This window comes from Klebsiella sp. R445 (genome assembly GCF_051131755.1).
GTDB classification, from domain to species: Bacteria; Pseudomonadota; Gammaproteobacteria; order Enterobacterales; family Enterobacteriaceae; genus Klebsiella; species Klebsiella lignicola.
Genome location: NZ_CP180446.1, coordinates 1,709,277 through 1,730,156, shown reverse-complemented (window position 1 = coordinate 1,730,156; position 20,880 = coordinate 1,709,277). Strand labels below are relative to the sequence as shown.

The 20,880-nt window shown below is 59.6% G+C and carries 19 protein-coding genes; 13 read left to right on the top strand and 6 right to left on the bottom strand.

What is annotated here, in order from left to right; genetic code table 11:
- The first annotated feature begins 340 nt into the window (after positions 1-340).
- Positions 341-1,582 carry an MFS transporter gene (gene entS, locus ACMYSN_RS08100; protein ID WP_462497624.1) on the top strand — a complete coding sequence of 414 codons (1,242 nt, stop codon included), beginning with the start codon at positions 341-343 and terminating at the stop codon, positions 1,580-1,582.
- A 48-nt stretch (positions 1,583-1,630) separates the two neighbouring features.
- Here entS and fepB read toward each other — a convergent pair whose 3' ends face one another.
- A complete protein-coding gene (gene fepB, locus ACMYSN_RS08095; protein WP_462498225.1) occupies positions 1,631-2,530 on the bottom strand; it encodes a Fe2+-enterobactin ABC transporter substrate-binding protein in 900 nt (299 codons plus the stop codon).
- Positions 2,531-2,777: 247 nt separating this feature from the next.
- Between fepB and entC the strand changes: the two genes are divergently transcribed.
- The 7 genes from entC to ACMYSN_RS08060 all read left to right on the top strand — a co-directional run bounded on the left by entC (position 2,778) and on the right by ACMYSN_RS08060 (position 10,188).
- On the top strand, positions 2,778-3,953 hold the full coding sequence (gene entC / locus ACMYSN_RS08090) for an isochorismate synthase EntC (RefSeq protein WP_462497623.1): 1,176 nt from the start codon (positions 2,778-2,780) through the stop codon (positions 3,951-3,953).
- 9 nt (positions 3,954-3,962) lie between these two features.
- Positions 3,963-5,570 (top strand): (2,3-dihydroxybenzoyl)adenylate synthase, encoded by a 1,608-nt coding sequence (entE, locus tag ACMYSN_RS08085; RefSeq protein WP_462498224.1) that lies wholly within the window; start codon positions 3,963-3,965, stop codon positions 5,568-5,570.
- A 13-nt stretch (positions 5,571-5,583) separates the two neighbouring features.
- Complete coding sequence (locus tag ACMYSN_RS08080; protein WP_174508367.1) at positions 5,584-6,435, top strand: isochorismatase; 852 nt, start codon at positions 5,584-5,586, stop codon at positions 6,433-6,435.
- Positions 6,435-7,190, top strand: coding sequence for a 2,3-dihydro-2,3-dihydroxybenzoate dehydrogenase EntA (gene entA, locus ACMYSN_RS08075; protein ID WP_434667457.1), 756 nt, complete (start codon positions 6,435-6,437; stop codon positions 7,188-7,190). The genes ACMYSN_RS08080 and entA overlap by 1 nt, the downstream gene beginning before the upstream one ends.
- A complete protein-coding gene (gene entH / locus ACMYSN_RS08070) occupies positions 7,191-7,604 on the top strand; it encodes a hotdog family protein (protein ID WP_462497622.1) in 414 nt (137 codons plus the stop codon).
- A 231-nt stretch (positions 7,605-7,835) separates the two neighbouring features.
- Positions 7,836-9,941, top strand: a complete 2,106-nt coding sequence (cstA, locus tag ACMYSN_RS08065; protein ID WP_462497621.1) for a carbon starvation protein A — start codon at positions 7,836-7,838, stop codon at positions 9,939-9,941.
- Between the two features lie 49 nt (positions 9,942-9,990).
- A complete protein-coding gene (locus tag ACMYSN_RS08060; protein ID WP_032688939.1) occupies positions 9,991-10,188 on the top strand; it encodes a YbdD/YjiX family protein in 198 nt (65 codons plus the stop codon).
- A 39-nt stretch (positions 10,189-10,227) separates the two neighbouring features.
- Here the strand turns inward: ACMYSN_RS08060 and ACMYSN_RS08055 are convergent, their stop codons facing one another.
- A complete protein-coding gene (locus tag ACMYSN_RS08055; protein ID WP_123755911.1) occupies positions 10,228-10,971 on the bottom strand; it encodes an SDR family NAD(P)-dependent oxidoreductase in 744 nt (247 codons plus the stop codon).
- 60 nt (positions 10,972-11,031) lie between these two features.
- Entirely contained in the window at positions 11,032-12,129 is a 1,098-nt protein-coding gene (locus tag ACMYSN_RS08050) for an iron-containing alcohol dehydrogenase (protein ID WP_462497620.1), read from the bottom strand.
- 182 nt (positions 12,130-12,311) lie between these two features.
- On the opposite strand from ACMYSN_RS08050, the gene ACMYSN_RS08045 reads away from it, so the two are divergent.
- From ACMYSN_RS08045 to ACMYSN_RS08030, 4 genes are read left to right on the top strand one after another with little or no spacing between them, the layout of a single operon-like run.
- Entirely contained in the window at positions 12,312-13,793 is a 1,482-nt protein-coding gene (locus ACMYSN_RS08045) for a sugar ABC transporter ATP-binding protein (protein ID WP_123755913.1), read from the top strand.
- Entirely contained in the window at positions 13,790-14,788 is a 999-nt protein-coding gene (locus ACMYSN_RS08040; RefSeq protein WP_123755914.1) for an ABC transporter permease, read from the top strand. The genes ACMYSN_RS08045 and ACMYSN_RS08040 overlap by 4 nt, the downstream gene beginning before the upstream one ends.
- 20 nt (positions 14,789-14,808) lie before the next feature.
- Complete coding sequence (locus tag ACMYSN_RS08035; RefSeq protein WP_462497619.1) at positions 14,809-15,873, top strand: sugar ABC transporter substrate-binding protein; 1,065 nt, start codon at positions 14,809-14,811, stop codon at positions 15,871-15,873.
- Positions 15,874-15,882: 9 nt separating this feature from the next.
- Positions 15,883-17,127, top strand: coding sequence for an LVIVD repeat-containing protein (locus ACMYSN_RS08030; protein WP_462497618.1), 1,245 nt, complete (start codon positions 15,883-15,885; stop codon positions 17,125-17,127).
- A 54-nt stretch (positions 17,128-17,181) separates the two neighbouring features.
- Here the strand turns inward: ACMYSN_RS08030 and mtnK are convergent, their stop codons facing one another.
- Positions 17,182-18,381 carry an S-methyl-5-thioribose kinase gene (gene mtnK, locus ACMYSN_RS08025; protein ID WP_462497617.1) on the bottom strand — a complete coding sequence of 400 codons (1,200 nt, stop codon included), beginning with the start codon at positions 18,379-18,381 and terminating at the stop codon, positions 17,182-17,184.
- Positions 18,382-18,484: 103 nt separating this feature from the next.
- On the opposite strand from mtnK, the gene mtnA reads away from it, so the two are divergent.
- Positions 18,485-19,513 carry an S-methyl-5-thioribose-1-phosphate isomerase gene (gene mtnA, locus ACMYSN_RS08020; protein WP_462497616.1) on the top strand — a complete coding sequence of 343 codons (1,029 nt, stop codon included), beginning with the start codon at positions 18,485-18,487 and terminating at the stop codon, positions 19,511-19,513.
- A gap of 97 nt (positions 19,514-19,610) precedes the next feature.
- On the opposite strand, the gene ACMYSN_RS08015 is transcribed toward mtnA, so the two are convergent.
- Together ACMYSN_RS08015 and mtnC are read right to left on the bottom strand one after the other, a co-directional pair.
- On the bottom strand, positions 19,611-20,153 hold the full coding sequence (locus ACMYSN_RS08015; RefSeq protein WP_123755919.1) for a 1,2-dihydroxy-3-keto-5-methylthiopentene dioxygenase: 543 nt from the start codon (positions 20,151-20,153) through the stop codon (positions 19,611-19,613).
- Entirely contained in the window at positions 20,150-20,839 is a 690-nt protein-coding gene (gene mtnC / locus ACMYSN_RS08010; protein ID WP_462497615.1) for an acireductone synthase, read from the bottom strand. The genes ACMYSN_RS08015 and mtnC overlap by 4 nt, the downstream gene beginning before the upstream one ends.
- Positions 20,840-20,880: the final 41 nt, after the last annotated feature.

The following is a 20,880-nucleotide window of genomic DNA, read 5'->3' as shown; positions in this document are numbered from 1 at the left end:
AATGATAGTAATTATCGTTATCGATTCTATTCAGTTATGTTAGCATGATCGCCCACAAGAATGGTATATACCCGGCATACTTCAAGTTGCTTAGGTGTTGGCTGCACCCGTTCACCCCAGTCACTTACTTGAGTAAGCTCCTGGGGATTTACGGCCTTGCCGCCTACAAGCAACTCGAATAATTTTGGGTTTACGCAAAATCAATCAGAATGCATCGCGGCGCTACACGCACACCTGCCTGGAAGTAACGCTAACCGTATGACCGGGTTAAAAAAGTGCAGCCACAAAGACGCAGCCTGAAGGATCGCGCGTAGATGGAAAATAATAACAAGGCGCTGTAATGAACCGACAATCCCGGCTGCTGAACCTCAGCCTGCTGAAGACCCACCCGGCGTTTCGCGCCGTCTTTATTGCCCGTTTTATCTCAATCTTATCGCTGGGCCTTCTGGGTGTGGCGATCCCGGTACAAATCCAGATGATGACCCACTCGACATGGCAGGTAGGGCTGTCGGTCACGTTGACCGGCTGCTCGATGTTTGTCGGTCTGATGGTGGGCGGAGTACTGGCGGATCGCTACGAGCGTAAGCGGTTGATTCTGCTGGCGCGTGGTACCTGCGGCATCGGGTTTGTCGGGCTGTGTCTCAACGCGCTGTTGCCGGAACCATCGTTGATTACGATTTATCTGCTGGGCATCTGGGACGGTTTCTTTGCTTCGCTCGGGGTCACGGCGCTGCTGGCGGCCACACCGGCTCTGGTCGGGCGTGAAAACCTGATGCAGGCCGGGGCGATCACCATGCTGACGGTACGCCTGGGCTCGGTTATTTCGCCGATGATCGGCGGTCTGCTGCTGGCTACCGGCGGCGTGGCCTGGAACTATGGCCTCGCGGCGGCAGGCACCTTTATTACCACCTTGACCCTGCTGCGCCTGCCGCTGCTGCCACCGCCGCCGCAGCCGCGAGAGCATCCGCTGAAGTCGCTGCTGGCGGGGCTGAAATTCCTCTTCAATAGTCCGCTGATCGGCGGGATTGCACTGCTCGGTGGCCTGCTGACAATGGCCAGCGCGGTGCGGGTGCTGTATCCGGCGCTGGCCGACGGCTGGCAGATGTCAGCCTCGCAGATTGGTTTTCTGTATGCGGCGATCCCGCTGGGGGCTGCGCTTGGGGCGCTGACCAGCGGCCAACTGGCACAAACCGCCCGGCCGGGCGCGCTGATGCTGATGACCACGGTCGGCTCATTCGTTGCGATTGCGCTGTTCAGCGTGATGCCGGTCTGGGCGCTGGGGGCGTTGTGTCTGGCGCTGTTCGGTTGGCTGAGCGCCATCAGTTCGCTGCTGCAGTACACCCTGATTCAGACCCAGACGCCGGAAGCGATGCTCGGGCGCATTAACGGCCTGTGGACCGCGCAGAACGTCACCGGCGACGCCATTGGCGCAGCCTTGCTGGGTGGGCTGGGGGTGATGATGACTCCGATGGCCTCGGCGAGCGCCAGCGGTTGGGCGTTAGTGATTGTCGGCGTGATATTGATGGGACTGCTGAACGAACTGCGTCGGTTCCAGCGCCCGGAAGCGGTCAGCGAAAGTTAAGTCGATGGAAATATCCCGGCTACGCGTTGCGTCAGCCGGGAAGGGACGTTAGCCGAACAGAGAAGAGAGACGCTGCAGCACCAGCATGGCGCTGTAGTAATCGAGACGGAAGGTTTCGATACCGAGCGGATAAACGCGCTTGTTCTCTACCGCCGGCAGGTGCGCCAGCAGCGGGTTGCTGTAAATCGCCCCGGCATCTTTCTCGTCACCGGCAAACAGGAACAGGCTCTGGCCGTTGAGGCCCGCCGCTAAATTCTCACCGCCTAACTGTACGATGTCGTGGCGTTTCCCCTGGCTCTGACTGGCATGCAGCCCCTCAGGCAGGGTGGCGAGGGTGAAGCCCAGTTGTTCAAGCATCTGGCCCTGGGCGGATGCCGGTGTCCACAGGTTGGCAGTATGGGCCGCGGCGGTATAAACCAACGCGCTTACCGGCTGCGGCGGCAGTTTCATCTGTTGCTTCAGGGCGGCGAGTTGCTTATCAAATTCAGCAATACGCTCGGCGGCCTGCTTCTCCTGGCCGGTGATGTGTCCGAGGTCGGTCAGCAGCGCCTGCCAGCTTTTATCGTCGTAGTTAATGATAAGCGTCGGGGCGATGGTCGACAGCTGGTCATACAGCGCCAGCGCAGAATCACCGCCGGTGGCGCTAATCAGGATCAGGTCCGGCATCTGTGACGCCACCGCTTCGGCACTGGGCTCGCCGATATACAGACGCGTCAGCTTGCGCGCTTTGGCGACGCTGCTCCACTGGCGCAGGAAGCCCTGGTCGTCAGCTACGCGGTTGTTTGGCGTGGTGGCGCCGCTGGCGACAACCGGCGCATCGATGGCCAGCAGGGAGCCGGTGAGGGTCACGCTGGTGGAGACGATCCGCAGAGGTTTACTTTCCAGCGTATGCACGCCGTGGCTATCGGTTATCTGGCGTGGCCAGTCGGCAGCCAGCACTGAGGACATTCCTAAAATGGTCAGCCCGCAGGCCAGCAAGGTACGGCGGCAAAAAGTGGACAAATTCACGAATTCGCATCCTGATTAGGTTGAAATAAATGCGTCTCATTTTCAACTTTGTACCGTGCGGATGCAAGTCTAAGTAGCACAACATGCTGTTTGTATGGTTGACATGCCAGGCAATACCTTTTAGGTTAGCCAACCAAAATATAAATGATAATTATTCGTAATATCTTTATCGTTTTTGGAGGATGATATGGAAACGTCACTGGCTGAGGATGTGCGGGAACAAAAAATGACCCTGTCAGCGGAAAGCTTCTTCTTTATGTCGCCGTACCGCAGTTTTAGTACTGCGGGATGTTTTAGCCGTTTTAACCATTCTGCTGCGGATGGCGCGTCGCTCGACGGCACTTTCCAGCAGAAGATGGCGACTGCGTTCAGGGAGGCGAAGGCCGCCGGGATCCGTAAACCGGTGATGGTCGGCGCCATTCCGTTTGATACCCATCAACCGTCTGAGCTGTTTATCCCCGAGCGTTGGGAAAACTTCTCGCGTACCGCAAAGCAGCAGTCTGCACGCTACGCGTCGGTTCAGGCTCCGATGGATGTGGTAGAACGCCGGGAAATTCCGCAGCAGGATACCTTTATGGCGATGGTCGAACGCGCTGCCGCGCTGACCGCCACGCCGGAAGTCGACAAGGTCGTCCTCTCGCGCCTGATTGATATCACCACCCGCGATCGCGTTGACAGCAGCGCGCTGCTTGAGCGCCTGATCGCGCAAAACCCTGCCAGTTTTAACTTCCACGTGCCATTATCGGATGGCGGTGTGCTGCTGGGTGCCAGCCCGGAGCTGCTGTTGCGTAAAGAAGGCGAGCATTTCAGCTCCCTGCCGCTGGCCGGTTCGGCCCGTCGTCAGCCGGATGATGTGCTGGATCGCGAAGCCGGCAACAAACTGCTGGCGTCAGGAAAAGATCGCCATGAGCACGAGCTGGTGACCCAGGCGATGAAATCGGTGCTGGCACCGCGCTGTCGCGAGCTGTCGCTGCCTGACTCGCCACAGCTGGTTAATACGCCGACCCTGTGGCATCTGGCGACGCCGATTGAAGGCACGGCGCTGACCCAGGAAAACGCGATGTCGCTGGCCTGTCTGTTACACCCGACCCCGGCCCTCAGCGGTTTCCCGCACCTGGTGGCGAAACGCCTGATTGGTGAACTGGAACCGTTTGACCGTCAGCTGTTTGGCGGCATCGTCGGCTGGTGTGATGACGAAGGTAACGGCGAGTGGGTGGTGACGATTCGCTGCGCCCGTCTGCACCAGCGCACGCTGCGTCTGTTCGCTGGCGCAGGGATTGTCCCGGCCTCTTCCCCGCTGGGTGAGTGGCGCGAAACCGGCGTCAAACTGACGACCATGCTGAACGTGTTCGGCTTGAATTAAGAGGCGATGATGATTGAATTTACCCGCTGGCCGGAGAGCTTTGCCGCCCGCTATCGCGAAAAAGGTTACTGGCAGGACCTGCCGCTCACCAATTTGATTACCCGCCACGCCAATAACGACGCTATCGCGATTATCGACGGTGACGTCCGCCACAGCTATCGCCAGTTTAATCAACAGGTGGATAACCTGGCCTCATCGCTCCAGCGCATGGGGCTGAAACGTGGGGAAACCGCGCTGGTACAGCTCGGCAACGTCGCCGAGTTCTACATTACGTTGTTTGCGCTGCTGCGCATCGGGGTAGCCCCGGTGAATGCGCTGTTCAGCCATCAACGCAGCGAACTCAATGCCTACGCCAGCCAGATCGAGCCGGCGCTGCTGATTGCCGATCGTGAACATGCGCTGTTTGCCGACGACCAGTTTCTGAACGGTTTTGTGGATCAACATGCATCGGTGCGGGTGGTACTGCTGCGTAACGATCGCGGCGAATACGATCTGGCGGCGGCGATCGCCCAGCCGGCGGATAACTTTATTGCCAACCCCACGCCTGCCGATGAAGTGGCCTTTTTCCAGCTCTCCGGCGGCAGCACCGGCACGCCCAAGCTTATCCCGCGCACCCATAACGACTACGACTACAGCATCCGCCGCAGCAACGAAATTTGCGGCATCAGCGCCGGGACGCGCTACCTGAATGCGCTGCCCGCCGCCCATAACTACGCGATGAGCTCGCCGGGTTCCCTCGGGGTGTTTCTCGCCGGTGGTCAGGTGATCCTGGCCAACGATCCCAGCGCCACGCTGTGTTTCCCGCTGATTGAACAGCACCAGATCAACGTGGCATCGCTGGTGCCACCGGCGGTTAGCCTGTGGTTACAGGCGATCCGCGAAGGGGCCGGCAACCAACAACTGCGTTCGCTGGAGCTGCTGCAGGTTGGTGGCGCGCGCCTGTCGGCGACGCTGGCGGCGCGGATCCAGACAGAGATTGGTTGCCTGCTGCAGCAGGTTTTCGGCATGGCGGAAGGGCTGGTGAACTACACCCGTCTCAACGACAGCCAGGAGCGCATCATCAATACCCAGGGCTGCCCGATGTGCCCGGACGATGAAGTCTGGGTGGCGGATGCCGAGGGTAACCCGCTGCCGCGCGGTGAAGTGGGCCGTCTGATGACCCGCGGTCCGTACACCTTCCGCGGGTATTACAAAAGCCCGCAGCACAATGCCGATGCCTTTGATGCGGACGGTTTTTACTGCTCCGGGGATCTGATCTCGATCGACGAGGACGGGTACATCACCGTGCAGGGACGTGAAAAAGATCAGATCAACCGCGGCGGCGAAAAGATCGCGGCAGAAGAGGTGGAAAACCTGCTGCTGCGCCACCCGGAGGTGATCCATGCCGCGCTGGTCAGCATGAAAGATAACCTGCTGGGCGAGAAGAGCTGCGCCTGGCTGGTGGTCAAATCCCCGTTGCGTGCGGTGGCGGTGCGCCGCTTCCTGCGTGAGCAGGGGGTCGCAGAATTTAAACTTCCGGATCGCGTAGAGTGCGTAGATGCGCTGCCGCTGACGCCGGTGGGCAAAGTCGATAAAAAACAATTACGTCAGCAGCTGGCCGAACGCAAGCCGGGCTGAAGGAGAAGACAGAATGGCCATCCCTAAATTACAGGCTTACGCATTGCCGGAAGCGAACGATATCCCGGCAAACAAAGTGGACTGGCGCTTTGAGCCGTCCCGAGCTGCGCTGCTGATCCACGATATGCAGGAGTATTTCCTCAACTTCTGGGGCGAAGACAGCGCCATGATGGCGAAAGTGGTCGCCAATATTGCCGCCTTGCGTGACTTCTGCAAACAGAACGATATTCCGGTTTTCTACACCGCCCAGCCGAAAGACCAGAGCGATGAAGATCGCGCGTTGCTCAATGATATGTGGGGACCGGGCCTGACCCGTTCACCGGAGCAGCAGCAGGTGATTGCGGCGCTGGCGCCGGATGAAGACGACACCGTGCTGGTGAAGTGGCGCTACAGTGCGTTTCATCGTTCTCCGCTGGAGGCAATCTTAAAAGAGAGCGGCCGCGATCAACTGATCATTACCGGCGTCTATGCCCATATCGGCTGTATGACTACCGCCACCGACGCCTTTATGCGGGATATCAAGCCGTTCTTCGTTGCCGATGCGCTGGCTGACTTTAGCCGTGAAGAACACCTGATGTCGCTGAAATATGTGGCCGGTCGCTGCGGTCGGGTGCTGATGACCGAAGAGCTGCTGCCGCTGCCGACGTCGAAAGCGGCGCTGCGAGCGCTGATTCTGCCGTTGCTGGATGAGTCCGATGAACCGATGGACGATGAAAACCTGATCGACTACGGGCTGGATTCGGTACGCATGATGGCGCTGGCGGCGCGCTGGCGTAAAGTGCACGGCGACATCGACTTCGTGATGCTGGCGAAAAAACCGACCCTTGATGCCTGGTGGGCGCTGCTCAGCCGTGAGGTGAAATAATGGCCGCGCTGGATTTTCAGGGACAGACCGTATGGGTGACCGGCGCCGGTAAAGGCATCGGTTACGCCACGGCGCTGGCGTTCACCGAGGCAGGGGCTAACGTCACCGGCTTTGACCTTGCTTTTGAGGGGCAGGACTATCCGTTTGCCACCCAGACGCTGGATGTCGCGAATGCGCAACAGGTGGCTGAGGTGTGCGGACGGCTGCTGGCGGGGATCGCCCGGCTCGATGTGCTGGTCAATGCGGCGGGCATTTTACGCATGGGGGCTACCGACGAGCTGAGCCAGGAAGCGTGGCAGCAGACCTTTGCGGTCAACGTCGGCGGCGCCTTTAACCTGTTCCAGCAGACGATGGCGCAGTTCCGTCGTCAGCAGGGCGGGGCGATTGTTACCGTAGCTTCCGATGCGGCGCATACGCCGCGCATCGGGATGAGCGCCTATGGCGCCTCAAAGGCGGCGTTGAAAAGCCTGGCGCTGACCGTCGGCCTGGAGCTGGCGGGATCCGGCGTCCGCTGTAATCTGGTCTCTCCGGGCTCCACCGACACCGATATGCAGCGCACGCTGTGGGTCAGCGATGATGCCGAGCAGAGCCGTATTCGCGGGTTTGGTGAGCAGTTTAAGCTCGGGATCCCGCTGGGCAAAATTGCCCGTCCGCAGGAGATTGCCAGCACCATCCTGTTCCTTGCTTCCGCTCACGCCAGCCATATCACGTTGCAGGATATCGTGGTCGATGGCGGCTCGACGTTGGGGGCATAAATGGCCTGGAAACGTCAGCTGACGCTGGAGGCGCTGAATGCGACCAGTGAAAATACGATGGTGGCGCATCTGGGGATTATCTATACCCGCCTGGAAGAGGGGTTGATTGAGGCGGAGATGCCGGTGGATGCCCGCACCCATCAGCCGTTTGGTCTGCTGCACGGCGGAGCGTCCGCCGCGCTGGCGGAGACGCTCGGGTCAATGGCCGGCTGGCTGATGACCGAAGAGGGTCAGTGCGTGGTCGGCACCGAGCTGAATGCCACTCACCATCGGGCGGTATCCAGCGGTCGCGTGCGCGGCGAGTGCCGTCCGCTGCATCTCGGGCGGCAGAGCCAGAGCTGGGAAATTGCGGTGTTCGACGAACGCGGCCGCCGCTGCTGTACCTGCCGATTGGGCACCGCCGTACTGGGTTGATTCCCCGGACAAGGCGCGTTGAGCGCCGCCTCTGGGAATCAACCATGATGCAGTTGCAGATTATCCTCTCCCGTTTACATTCATTTTCCTGCCAGAAGTGATCTCGCTAGCAATGTGAGATAAATCCTTGTCTCTGCACGACAACTGTATGGCTTCAACGTTGTTAAACTCCGGGTTGTGTTCTAGAAACAAAATGTAACATTCTGATTACTCTACCGGTGGAACGCTACGATGAATAATTCAGGGAAATATTTCTTCTGGGCATTGCTCTCCGTTGTTGGAGCCTTTGCTCTTGGCTACATAGCCTTAAACCGAGGCGAACAGATCAATGCGCTATGGATTGTCGTCGCAGCTGTCTGCATTTATCTGATTGCCTATCGCTTCTATGGCCTCTACATCGCCAAAAACGTGCTGGTGGTTGACCCCACGCGCATGACGCCTGCGGTGCGGCATAACGACGGTCTCGACTATGTCCCGACCGATAAGAAAGTGCTGTTCGGTCACCATTTTGCGGCGATTGCCGGGGCCGGGCCGCTGGTGGGGCCGGTGCTGGCGGCGCAGATGGGCTACCTGCCGGGGATGATCTGGATCCTCGCCGGGGTAGTGCTGGCCGGTGCGGTACAGGACTTTATGGTACTGTTTGTCTCCACCCGACGTGACGGCCGTTCCCTTGGGGAACTGGTGAAAGAAGAGATGGGACCGACCGCCGGGGTACTGGCGCTGGTGGCCTGCTTCATGATCATGGTGATTATCCTCGCGGTACTGGCGATGATCGTCGTTAAAGCGCTGACCCACAGTCCGTGGGGCACCTATACCGTCGCCTTCACCATTCCGCTGGCGATTTTTATGGGAGTCTACATTCGCTACCTGCGTCCAGGACGCATTGGCGAAGTGTCGGTGATTGGCCTGGTGATGCTGGTGTTCGCGATTGTCTCCGGCGGATGGGTTGCGGAAAGCCCGACCTGGGCTCCGTGGTTTGATTACACCGGCGTCCAGCTGACCTGGATTCTGGTGGGCTACGGCTTTATTGCTGCCGTGCTTCCGGTATGGCTGCTGCTGGCTCCGCGCGATTACCTCTCTACCTTCCTGAAAATCGGCACCATTGTCGGGCTGGCGATCGGGATTCTGATCATGCGCCCGACCCTGACCATGCCTGCCCTCACCAAATTTATTGATGGCACCGGTCCGGTGTGGTCCGGCAGCATGTTCCCGTTCTTGTTTATCACCATCGCCTGCGGCGCGGTATCCGGCTTCCACGCCCTTATCTCCTCCGGCACCACGCCGAAAATGCTGGCCAACGAAGGCCAGGCCTGCTTTATCGGCTACGGCGGTATGCTGATGGAATCCTTCGTCGCCATCATGGCGCTGGTGGCGGCTTGTATTATCGACCCGGGCGTTTACTTCGCCATGAACAGTCCGATGGCGGTGCTGGCACCAGCGGGGACCACCGATGTGGTGGCGTCTGCTGCACAGGTTGTCAGCAGCTGGGGCTTTAGCATTACCCCGGATACGCTGCGCCAGATAGCCAGCGAGGTGGGTGAGCAGTCGATTATATCGCGTGCCGGTGGTGCACCGACGCTGGCGGTGGGGATGGCCTACATCCTGCACGGCTCGCTGGGCGGGTTGATGGATGTCGCCTTCTGGTATCACTTCGCGATTCTGTTCGAAGCGCTGTTTATCCTGACCGCGGTCGATGCCGGGACGCGTGCGGCGCGCTTTATGCTGCAGGACTTGCTGGGGGTCATAAGCCCGGGGCTGAAGAAAACCAACTCGCTGCCGGCGAACCTGCTGGCGACCGGGCTGTGTGTGCTGGCCTGGGGCTACTTCCTGCATCAAGGGGTGGTTGACCCGTTGGGCGGCATTAACACCCTGTGGCCGCTGTTTGGTATCGCCAACCAGATGCTGGCGGGGATGGCGTTGATGCTGTGCGCAGTGGTACTGTTTAAGATGAAGCGCGAGCGCTATGCGTGGGTGGCGCTGCTGCCGACGAGCTGGCTGTTGATTTGTACCCTGACCGCCGGCTGGCAGAAGTCGTTTAGCACCGATACCAAAGTGGGCTTCCTGGCGATTGCCAATAAGTTCCAGGCGATGATCGACAGCGGCAATATTCCGCCGCAGTACACCGAATCGCAGCTGGCACAGCTGGTGTTTAACAACCGTCTGGACGCCGGCCTCACCATCTTCTTTATGGTGGTCGTGGTGGTGCTGGCGCTGTTCTCGATCAAAACCGCGCTGGCGGCGTTGAAAGAGAACAAACCGACGGCGAAAGAGACGCCGTACGAGCCATTGCCTGCCGATGCGCAAACGCTGGCCACTCAGACCAAGAGCGCACATTAAGATGTTGCCCCTTTCCGTTCGCGGAAAGGGGCCGTTAAGAGAGACCACTATGTTTGATACGCTTTCAAAAGCCGGGAAGTACCTGGGTCAGGCGGCGAAAATGATGATTGGCGTGCCCGATTACGATAATTATGTCGAGCATATTCGCCAGACCCATCCTGAGCAGACGCCGATGACCTATGAAGAGTTTTTCCGCGAGCGCCAGGATGCCCGATACGGTGGCAAAGGGGGGGCGAAGTGTTGCTAAGAGCCTATTCCATTAGGCTTTTCGCCGTCTTCTCAGGCGTCAGGCATTAAGCCCCCCATCGACATCCAGACCGGTGCCGGAAATTTGCCCGGCGGCCGGGCTGGCCAGAAATGTCACCGCGGCGGCGACATCGTCCGCCTGTCCATACTTCCCTAACGCAATCATCTGACGCTGTGACTCAGCCTGTTCACCGTGGGCGGGGTTCATATCGCTGTCGGTTGGGCCAGGGTGTACGAGGTTAACGGTAATGCCACGCGGGCCGAGGTCACGGGCGAGGCCGCGGGTCAGCGAATTAAGGGCGGACTTGGTCATGGCGTAGACGGCAATTCCCGGTGAGGCCACGCGGTTAGCGAGGCAGCTGCCAATGTTAATAATCCGACCACCGTCGGGCAGATGCGGCAGTGCCGCCTGAGTCGCGACGACGACGCCACGGATATTGACGTTGATCAGCGCATCGATATCTTCCAGAGACAGCGACTCCAGCGGGCCACCGCGGGCGATCCCGGCGTTGTTCACCAGAATATCCAGCCCGCCAAGGGTGGCAACCGTCTGGGCGACGGCCTGCTGAATCGCCTGGGCGTTGGCGCTGTCGGCCTGAATCGCCGCGCCCTGGCGGCCAAGGGCGACGATCTCGTCGGCGACTTCCTGTGCTTTCCCGGCAGATTTCTCATAAGTAATCACCACATCGGCACCCGCCTGTGCCAGTGATAACGCAATCGCACGACCGATGCCGCGACTGGCTCCGGTGACCAACGCCTTTTTACCCGTTAAATCGATCTGCATGATGACCTCGTACAATGAGTGGGAGAACCATCATTAGGTATAGAGCGAGTTCGCGCGGCGTCAATGTACCTGTCTGCGGAAGTTTTCTACTTTCTCAAAGGCCGCTGCCAGCCGCTGTGCGGTGAGCGCTACCGGCAGGAAGTGAATCGACTCCACCGGGCGCAGGGTATGCGCAATCACCTTGTCCAGCTCATCCCGGTTGTGGATATCCACGTCCAGCTCCGCCAGGGTGGTGGGCAGGTTGAAGCGACGGTAAGCATTCACCAACTGAGCCAGAACCTCGTCCTGATCCAGCAGGGCGCTCTGCACCAGAATGCCGTAGGCGACTTTGGTGCCATGGAGGAACTTCTCGGTCTGCGGCAGTACCGTCAGGCCGTTATGCACCGCGTGCGCGGCGGCAACGCGGGTATAACGCTCGCCTAAACCGCCGACCATTCCGCCTCCGGCAATGATGGCATCGGTCACATCGCGAAACGCCTGCGACAGTTCGCCGCGCTGCTGGTCCGCCAGGGCGGTTTCGCTGTTTTCCAGCAGCACGTCGCGGATCGCCAGCGCAGCGTTAATCCCAAGGCGTACGGTCAGCGGAAGGGTGTCTGGTTTCGGTGCGAGGACCACCGCTTCGTACCATTTCGCCAGGGTATCGCCGATGCCTGCCAGCAGATATTCCGCTGGGGCATTGAGGATAATCTCCGGTTCCACCAGTACCAGGAAGTTGGCATCGTCGAAGATTTCAAACTGCAGCGCCTGGCCGGCATCGTTGTACCACACCGACAGCGGGGTCCAGGCGGCGCAGGTGGCGGCGATGGTCGGGATGGCCACCACTGGCAGGCCCAGGCGTCGGGCCAGGGCTTTGACGGTATCGAGCAGCGCGCCGCCGCCGATGCCAATCACCACGCGACGATCGTTGCCGGCCTCATCGACCAGGCGCGCGACGTCGCTTTCGCTGCAGTGCCCTTTAAACAGCACCTTTTTGGCCCCCTCGGCGTGAAATGCCGCCGGCAGGAAGGATTCCGCACCGGCGATGGCGCGTTCACCGTAGATCCAGATTGCCCGGGAGAGCTGCTCGTCGCTGAAAAAATCGTGCAGCCGGGCGAGGCTACCGGGATGGGAGAAATAGTTGGCCGGGCCGGGTACCACACGGATATCGCTGTTGCTCATGAACGCTGTCCTTATTTCGATTTGCTAACCTGATGTTATGTCTGGACATCCGGATGGCTAATATTATTTCGTTTTATCTTATGCCTTTTACGCAGTTGTCAGTCAAGGGAAGCTGTGAAAAATTCGTTAAATCAGAACATTAATGACAAAGGTTGCGGGGGACGGCAGTGAATCGTCTGGAGATGAACAGCATTAACCTGGCCTTTTCCGGCTTCAGGGCGCTCAGTCAGGTCGCCTTCACTCTGCGGGGCGGGTCGGTGCATGCCTTGACCGGCGCCAACGGCGCGGGGAAATCGACGCTGATGGCGGTGCTGTGCGGTACGCACGCCCATTATGAGGGCGAGATTGTTATCAATAACCAGCCGGTGAGCATTCGCTCCCCACGGGATGCGAAGCTGCTGGGCATTCACCTGGTGCAGCAAGAGGTGGATGTGGCGCTGGTGCCGGGCCTGACCATTGCGGAAAACATCATGTTGGATCGCCTGGCGGAGCCGGGGCTGCGTTTTCGCTGGCGTCGGGTGCGCGAGCAGGCGCGTGAAGCGCTGGCTCAGTTGGATATCAGCCTTGACGTGCGCCGCACTATTGAGAGCTGCACCCTGGCGGAGAAGCAGCAAATCCTGCTGGCCCGTGCGCTGTCGCATCATTGCCGCTTTTTGATTCTTGATGAACCCACCGCACCGCTGGACCAGCACGAAAGTGAGCGCTTGTTCACGGTGGTGCGTCGCCTGCAACAGCAGGGGATTGGGGTGGTGTTTATCTCCCACCGCATTCACGAACTGAAAGCGATCTGCGACACCCTGACGGTCCTGCGCGACGGCAAGCTGATTGAAAGCGGCCCGATGGCGGATCTCAGCGGGGAGCAGATCGTCGAGAAGATGCTCGGCCACGAACTGCAGGATATTTTCCCGCCGCCGCGCCCGCCCCACAGCGAAGAGATTCTGCTGCAGGTCGAGGGGCTGCACGACGAGGGGCTGCTGCAGGATATTTCGCTGCGTCTGCGCAAGGGCGAAATCCTTGGCATCGCGGGCTTGGCCGGGGCCGGGAAAACCGAACTGTGCAAAGCGCTGTTTGGCGCCAGTAAAAGTCGTTTGAACCACGGTGAGCTGAACAGCCAGCCGTGGCGGCCGCGTGATCCGGCGGATTCGGTGATGCGCGGGCTGGCGCTGGTGCCGGAAGAACGGCGCAAAGAGGGCATTTTTATCGATGAACCGATCGGCATGAACCTTGCGGTCAGCGCCGATCGCAGCTTTTCGCGCTGGAGCCTGTTTGGGCATCGCCAGGCGTGGCGCTGGGCGGAAGAGGTGATCGCCCGCGTGGGTATTCGCACCACCGGCCCGGCCCAGACCCTGCGCCGCCTCTCCGGCGGGAATCAGCAGAAGGTGGCAATCGGCAAATGGCTGCGCGGCAGCGCCAACGTCCTGATCTTCGACGAGCCGACCAAAGGCGTCGATGTGAAAGCAAAAACCGACCTGTTCACCCTGATCGACGGGCTGGCACGAGAGGGAAAAGGGGTGATCTACGCCTCGGGTGAATTCTCAGAGCTGGTGGGGTTATGTGACCGTATTTGCGTGTTGTGGGACGGGCGTATCGTGGCAGAAATACCGGGCGCTGAAGCCCGGGAAGAGACACTTCTTTATTACTCCACCGGAGGAGCAGCAGCGTGAGTAAGGCCCTGGCAGTGAACGCGACGGTATCGGGCCGTCAGCGGTTTTTTGATTTTCTTTATAAGTGGGGCATGTTGCTGACCGTGGTGCTGCTGATTGCGGTGTTTGGCCTTGCGTCGGACAACTTCCTCGACCCGTTCAACATCATCAATATTTTGCGTTCTATCGCCATAGTGACGGTGATTGCGATCGGCGTGTCCATTTCGCTGACCATCGGCGGTTTTGACCTGTCGGTGGGGTCGACCGCCTCTCTGGCCAACGCGCTGGTGATTTCGCTGTTTGTCTGGCACGGCTTTGGCACCACGGAAGCGATTGTGGTCACCCTCGCGCTCTGTACGTTGGTGGGGCTGTTTAACGCCTTTTTAATCGTCATTCTGCGCATTCCCGACATGCTCGCCACCCTTGCCAGCCTGTTTGTAATCCAGGGCGTGGCGATGACCTACAGCTACGGCGGCTCGATCACCGAGAACATGGTGTTACCGAGCGGCGATATGGCAGAAGGGACCATTCCGGCGGCCTTTGGCGCGCTGGGGCAGGTTCCGACGATTGTGATTGTCATGCTGGTGGTGACCGTGATTGCCCAGTTGGCGCTCTCTTTCACCACCCACGGGCGCAGGATGTACGCCATTGGCGGCAATCCTGAGGCCGCGCGCCTCTCCGGCCTGCGCATTACCCGCTACAAAGTGGCGGCCTACGTGATCGCCTCGTTGCTGGCGGGACTGGGCGGCATTTTACTGGCATCGCGTATCGGCTCTTCGCAGGTGAACGCCGGAGGCGGCTACCTGATGGATGCGGTGGCGGCGGCGTGGATCGGCTTTTCACTGGCGGGATCCGGCAAACCGAACGCGCTGGGTACGCTGGTGGGGGCGGTGATTCTTGGCGTGCTCTCCAACGGCCTGGTGATGCTGTCGGTGCCGTACTACGCGATGGACATTATTAAAGGGCTGGTGCTGGCTGGCGCGCTCGCACTGACCTATTTTCAGCGCCGCACATAAAAAATGACAGGGTAAACACCATGAAAAAGATAACGTATTCACTCATCGCATTGGGGTTGTTCAACTCTGCGGCGGCCTTTGCTGAAACCCCGACGCCGGTCCCGGCGGCCATCGCCGGGCATGAAGGGCCGATTCGTATCGCGGTCATTCGCAATCTTGGCTCTGACGATAACACCACTCAGTTTGTCTCCGGGGCGATTCAGGAGGGCAAAAAGCTCGGTTTTAAAATGAGCACCTTCCTCAGCAACGGCGATGACGCTAAATTCCAGGACTTCGTGAATCAGGCTATTAGCCAGAAATACGACGGCATCATTCTCTCTCAGGGGCGCGATCCGTACTCCACCGCGCTGGTGAAAAAGGCGGTGGATGCTGGCATCAAAGTGGCGGTGTTCGACACCGCCGTCAGCGGGGAGATCCCGGGTGTAACCGTCACCCAGCAGGATGATGCTTCGCTGACCGACCTCTCTTTCGGCCAGTTGGTGAAGGATTTCAATGGCAAAGCCAACATTATCAAACTGTGGGTGGCCGGTTTCCCGCCGATGGAGCGCCGCCAGGCTGCTTACCAGACTTTGCTCAAGCAAAATCCAGGGATTAAAGAACTGGAGTCGATCGGCGCGGTCTCTTCCGACGTGCAGGGCGATACCGCCAATAAAGTCGGCGCCATTTTAGCCAAGTACCCGAAAGGCAAAATCGATGCGATCTGGGGCACCTGGGATGCGTTTAGCCAGGGAGCCTATAAGGCGCTGAAAGAGAACGGCCGCACCGAAATCAAACTCTACAGCATCGACATCTCGAATCAGGATCTGCAACTGATGCGTGAAGCCGGCAGCCCATGGAAGGTCAGCGTCGCGGTGGATCCGAAGCTTATCGGGGTCACAAACGTGCGGCTTATCGCCAACAAAATTGCCGGCGAGCCGACCCCTGCAACCTATGACTTTAAAGCGGCGGCGATTCCGCAGGCGCTGCTGGCGGCGCAACCAGGGGCGGTTAACGTGGCCTCGCTGGGCAAAATTATTCCGGGCTGGGGTCAGACCGAAGACTTTATCGCCCCGTGGTTCGCCACGCTGGAAGCAAAAAACAAATAAGGAGCAGCTATGGCGACGGCACTCCCGCGCCCCGATTACAGCCGCAATATGCGGCTGATTGGGCATAGCGATCAGGGGGGACGCCCGGACGGCGTCCAGCTAATGGTACACCGTGGTTTTGCCTATATCGGCCATATGGTGTCGCAAGGTTTTTCGGTGGTGGATGTGCGCGACCCGTGCCATCCGCAGACGGTGAACTACATTGCCGCGCCGCCGGGAACCTGGAACGTCCATTTGCAGGCCCATGATGATCTTCTGCTGGTGATCAACGCCCGGGATCTGTTCGCCGATACCCGCTTTGCCGACGAGAAAGTGTATTACACCCGTTCGGTGGGGGAGACGGTGAGCGATGTGCAGGATCGCGGCTGGAGCGCCGGGCTGCGGGTGTTTGATATTTCCCGTCCTGATACGCCGCGCGAAATTGGTTTTCTGTCGCTCGACGGGATCGGTATCCACCGGATCTGGTACGTTGGCGGCCGTTGGGCCTATGTTTCCGCGCTGATCGACGGTTTTAGCGACTACATCTTCCTGACTATCGACATGGCGGATCCGCGTAAGCCGGAAGTGGCCGGGCGCTGGTGGTTGCCGGGGATGCATCAGGCGGCGGGAGAGACGGCGGAGTGGCCGGAGGGCAAGCGTTACGCGCTGCATCACGCCATTATCGCCGGGGATACCGCTTACGGTAGCTGGCGCGACGGCGGCCTGACGCTGCTCGACGTCAAGGACCGCACTCAGCCGAAGCTGATTAGCCACCGTAACTGGAGCCCGCCGTTTGGCGGCGGGACCCATACGGCGCTGCCGTTGCCGGACCGCGATCTGCTGGTGGTGCTGGATGAGGCGGTGCTGGATAACCAGCAGGATGGCGAGAAGCTGATCTGGCTGTTTGATATCCGTGAGCCGGCCAACCCGGTGAGTATTTCTACCTTCCCGCAGCCGCAGGAGACCGATTATGTGGCGAAAGGGGCCCATTTTGGCCCGCATAACCTGCATGAAAACCGCCCCGGTAGCTTTGTCAGCTCAACGTTGATTTTCGCCACTTATCAGAACGCTGGCGTGCGCGCCTATGATATTTCGGACCCTTACCGGCCGGTGGAAACCGGGGCGCTGGTGCCTGCTGCGCCGGCGACAATGATGGATACGCGTCCGGGACGCCCGCAGGTGATTCAATCCTGCGATGTGTTTGTGGATGCCCAGGGGATTATTTACAGCACCGATTATAACGGCGGGCTGTCGGTGATTGAGTATCAGGGATAGGGGCTGCGCAATCACCCCGGTAAGCCGCGTGCCACCGGGGAGCGTGTTGTCGGTTTAGCCGTACTGACGAATGCGGGCGATCAGATCCTCGGCATTCTCAATGCGATCGGCAATGACGATCAGCGCTTTACCGAGGGTAATGGCGTGGCGCAGGCAGTCGTGGCGCATGGCCGGATCCTGGATGGTTTCGATGTCGGCCACGTGAGAAAGGCCGACGCTACGGCGAATCAACTCGCTGCCGCAGAAGCCAATGGCGTCGTGCCAGACTTTTTTCAGGAACAGGCTGGCGTAGCCGGGGCAGGAGAGGGCTGCGTCGCGGGTTTTCTCCGTCGCCAGGGACTGGAAGCGCTCGGCGAAAGTGTTCCACAGCACCTGAATGTCGCGCAGACGCTGTTCGCGGGCCGCGTCGGCATCGCGGATCCCCAGGTGTCCCGGCAGCCCGCAATAGTTGAGCAGCAGGTTGCCAATGGCGGTGCCGATATCAAAGCCGATCGGGCCGAAAAAGCCGAATTCCGCGTCGATGGCTTTAAAGCTACCCTCGGCGACAAAAATGGAGCCGCTGTGAATATCGCCGTGCAGCAGGGCTTCGGCGTGAGAGAAGAAGCGATGCTTTAGCGACGCTACCGCCAGTTTGAGCTGCACGTCGTCGCGCAGGGCGGCTACGTCGGCCTCAAGCTCTGACGGATAGTTATTACGCTCGTGAATCTGGTACGGGTCGTTGAAGAACAGATCCTCGGTGATTTCGCACATCTCCGGGTTCGTAAACCGGGCGACCTGCGCTTTTTTATCATGCGGATGCAGATAGAAATCGCTGGTATGGAACAACACCTGAGCAAGGTATTCACCCAGTTGGCTCGCGGCCCGCGGGTAGTCGACGTTACCAATTAATTCGCCGCGCCAGATACGGTGATCGGAGAGATCTTCCATCACCATGACCGCCAGTTCGGGATCGAAATGGTGGATTTTCACCGTGTGCTGCGGGCTGTGCTGATAGTGCTCCACCAGCGTCTGCGCTTCGAGGCGGGCGCGGTCGAGGGTCAGCGGCCAGGATTCGCCGACGCAGCGAACGTACGGCAGGGCCTGTTTCACTACGATGCGGCTCACGCCGTGGAGATCGTAAATCTTAAAGACCAGGTTGAGGTTGCCGTCCCCCACTTCCTGCGCGGACACCAGCTCCGACGGGTTATCGATGCCGCCAAATTGTTGTGCGTAAGCCACGGCATCGCCGGGGGTGAAGGTATGGTATTGCGACATTGCCTCGATCCTCAAAAGTTCTGGTTAAGCCGTTCAGACGTCTATACTTCTGGAATTCATCCTGACACAATGTGATACAACAACGCAACAGGGATTTAACGATATGCAGACACTACAGACCACCAGCCTGCGGGTAAGCGAAAATCAGCTTTTTATTCTTGACCAGCAGGCCTTGCCGCAGGAAAAACGCTGGCTGGCGGCGGATAACGTTTCGTTGCTGGTGGACCATATTCACGCGCTGCGGGTGCGTGGGGCGCCGCTGATCGGGCTTTCTGCCAGCCTGCTGCTGGCCCTGCTTGCCGGACGCGGCCTGAGCCAGGCGGAGCTCGGGCAGGCGCTGGAAACGTTGCGCGCGGCGCGCCCGACGGCGGTGAACCTGATGAACAATCTCGACCGCATGAAGCTGGCGCTGGCGCAGGACAACTATATCCAGGCGCTGGAAGATGAAGCCCTGCGCCTGATCGCCGAAGATAAACAGCTGTGCGCCCGGATTGCCGAAACCGGCTGCGCGTTGGTGAAACCGGGCAGCCGCCTGCTGACCCATTGTAATACCGGCGGGCTGGCTACCGCAGGGGTCGGGACAGCGCTGGGGGTGATTGCCCTGGCCCATCAACGCGGGCAGGTTGAAACTGTCTGGGTCGATGAGACGCGCCCGCTGTTACAGGGTGGGCGACTGACTGCCTGGGAACTGGGCGAGCTGGGCGTGCCGTATCAGCTGATTACCGATTCGATGGCCGCCAGCCTGATGGCAAAAGGGCAGGTCGATGCGGTGTGGGTCGGTGCCGACCGGATTGCCGCCAACGGAGATGTGGCGAATAAAATCGGCACCTATTCGCTGGCGGTTCTGGCGAAGTACCACGGTATACCGTTCTATGTCGCGGCACCGCAGACCACCCTCGATCGTCATTGCCCGAACGGCGAGGCCATTCCGATTGAGCAGCGTGCGGCAGCGGAAGTGACCGGTGTTGCCGGCAGCTTCGGGGCCGTGCAGTGGGCGCCGGAGAATGCGCCGGTTTACAACCCGGCGTTTGATGTGACCCCGGCGGCGCTGATTGATGGCTGGGTGCTCGACAGCGGTGTGGTGACGCCTGAAGCGGTCGCGGCCGGGGCTTTTGCGCCGTCGGATCGCTGATCGCCCGTAGCCCGCATTTGAGAAACAGAGTAGCGCAAGGTGATGGCAGCGATGTGATCGCTGCCAGAATTATCACCGATGTTCAGGGGCGAGGGGATTACGCCAGACGCGGATAGGCATCGGCAATATCATTGCCGGTAAACTGCGCCACCCAGCCTTCCGGGTTATCAAAAATGCGGATCGCGGTGAAGTCAGGCTCTGAACCCATATCAAACCAGTGCGGCGTATCAGCCGGCACGGAAATCAAATCGTTCTTTTCACACAGCACCTGAAACACTTCATTGCCGATATGCAGGCAGAACAGCCCGGCACCCTCCACAAAGAAGCGGACTTCATCTTCGCCGTGGGTGTGTTCGTTGAGGAACTTCGCGCGCAGCGCCTCTTTTTGCGGGTTGTCGGCGCGCAGGCTGATGACGTCCCAGCTCTGATAGCCTTTCTCCGCGACCAGCCTGGCGATGGCGTGCTGATAGGCTTCCAGCACCGTTTCCGCCGTCGGGGAGGTGCCTAAATCGCGGTCGGCCTGCCAGCGTTCGAAGCGAACGCCTTTGGCGTTAAGCTGCTGCTGGATTTCATCACCATTCACGCTGTGCCAGAGAGGCGTACTGGCGTCGTGGTCAGAATAAATCGTTAATGCGCTCATGCGGGGATCTGCTCCGGGTGAATGTCGTCAAAACGCTGAACCTGCGGATGGTGGCTGGCCGGATCGCGGTCGCCACGCACCAACTGAATGGTACGAAAACCGGCGGCTTCTGCGGCATCCAGCTCCTGATGAATATCGGAGAGGAACAGGATATTCGCCGGATGCTGCCCCAACTGTTCAGCAATATTACGGTAGGATTGCGTCTCGCGCTTGGCCCCTACCAGGGTATCGAAATAGCCAGTAAACAGATGAGTAATATCACCTTCATCGCTATAGCCAAATAACAATTTCTGTGCGGCGACCGAGCCTGAGGAATATATATATAAATCAATCCCCTGCGACTTCCATTTCTCCAGCGCCGGCAGGACGTCCGGGTAGAGATGGCCGGTGAAGTCACCGTTGACATAGCCTTCGCGCCAGATAATGCCCTGCAGCGCTTTCAGCGCCGTCGATTTGCGGTCCTGGTCCATAAAGGCGAACAGTGTCTCGATGAGCTGTGCGGTGCTGGCGGTGGGCTCGCTGATTTCTGTACGCAGATTATCGAGGATCGTCTTCACCGGGTCGGCGTATTGCTGGGCGGTGACAAAGCCTGCCAGCCGCTCGCGGGCATACGGGAACAGAACGTTATGGACAAAGGAAATGTCGCTGGTGGTGCCTTCTATGTCAGTCACGATAGCGCGGATCATGGTCTCTCCAGAGTGGGCGGTACGCCGTGCTGTGGGCTACG

Bases quoted from the DNA above. Each gene is read 5' to 3' on its own strand.
- ACMYSN_RS08035 (WP_462497619.1), top strand. From the start codon at position 14,809: ATGAAAAAGATAACGTATTCACTCATCGCATTGGGGTTGTTCAACTCT.
- mtnK (WP_462497617.1), bottom strand. From the start codon at position 18,381: ATGTCGCAATACCATACCTTCACCCCCGGCGATGCCGTGGCTTACGCA.
- ACMYSN_RS08015 (WP_123755919.1), bottom strand. From the start codon at position 20,153: ATGAGCGCATTAACGATTTATTCTGACCACGACGCCAGTACGCCTCTC.
- ACMYSN_RS08060 (WP_032688939.1), top strand. From the start codon at position 9,991: ATGTTTGATACGCTTTCAAAAGCCGGGAAGTACCTGGGTCAGGCGGCG.
- entE (WP_462498224.1), top strand. From the start codon at position 3,963: ATGATTGAATTTACCCGCTGGCCGGAGAGCTTTGCCGCCCGCTATCGC.
- fepB (WP_462498225.1), bottom strand. From the start codon at position 2,530: ATGTCCTCAGTGCTGGCTGCCGACTGGCCACGCCAGATAACCGATAGC.
- ACMYSN_RS08045 (WP_123755913.1), top strand. From the start codon at position 12,312: ATGAACAGCATTAACCTGGCCTTTTCCGGCTTCAGGGCGCTCAGTCAG.
- ACMYSN_RS08080 (WP_174508367.1), top strand. From the start codon at position 5,584: ATGGCCATCCCTAAATTACAGGCTTACGCATTGCCGGAAGCGAACGAT.
- entS (WP_462497624.1), top strand. From the start codon at position 341: ATGAACCGACAATCCCGGCTGCTGAACCTCAGCCTGCTGAAGACCCAC.
- mtnA (WP_462497616.1), top strand. From the start codon at position 18,485: ATGCAGACACTACAGACCACCAGCCTGCGGGTAAGCGAAAATCAGCTT.
- entA (WP_434667457.1), top strand. From the start codon at position 6,435: ATGGCCGCGCTGGATTTTCAGGGACAGACCGTATGGGTGACCGGCGCC.
- ACMYSN_RS08055 (WP_123755911.1), bottom strand. From the start codon at position 10,971: ATGCAGATCGATTTAACGGGTAAAAAGGCGTTGGTCACCGGAGCCAGT.
- mtnC (WP_462497615.1), bottom strand. From the start codon at position 20,839: ATGATCCGCGCTATCGTGACTGACATAGAAGGCACCACCAGCGACATT.
- cstA (WP_462497621.1), top strand. From the start codon at position 7,836: ATGAATAATTCAGGGAAATATTTCTTCTGGGCATTGCTCTCCGTTGTT.
- entC (WP_462497623.1), top strand. From the start codon at position 2,778: ATGGAAACGTCACTGGCTGAGGATGTGCGGGAACAAAAAATGACCCTG.
- ACMYSN_RS08050 (WP_462497620.1), bottom strand. From the start codon at position 12,129: ATGAGCAACAGCGATATCCGTGTGGTACCCGGCCCGGCCAACTATTTC.
- entH (WP_462497622.1), top strand. From the start codon at position 7,191: ATGGCCTGGAAACGTCAGCTGACGCTGGAGGCGCTGAATGCGACCAGT.
- ACMYSN_RS08030 (WP_462497618.1), top strand. From the start codon at position 15,883: ATGGCGACGGCACTCCCGCGCCCCGATTACAGCCGCAATATGCGGCTG.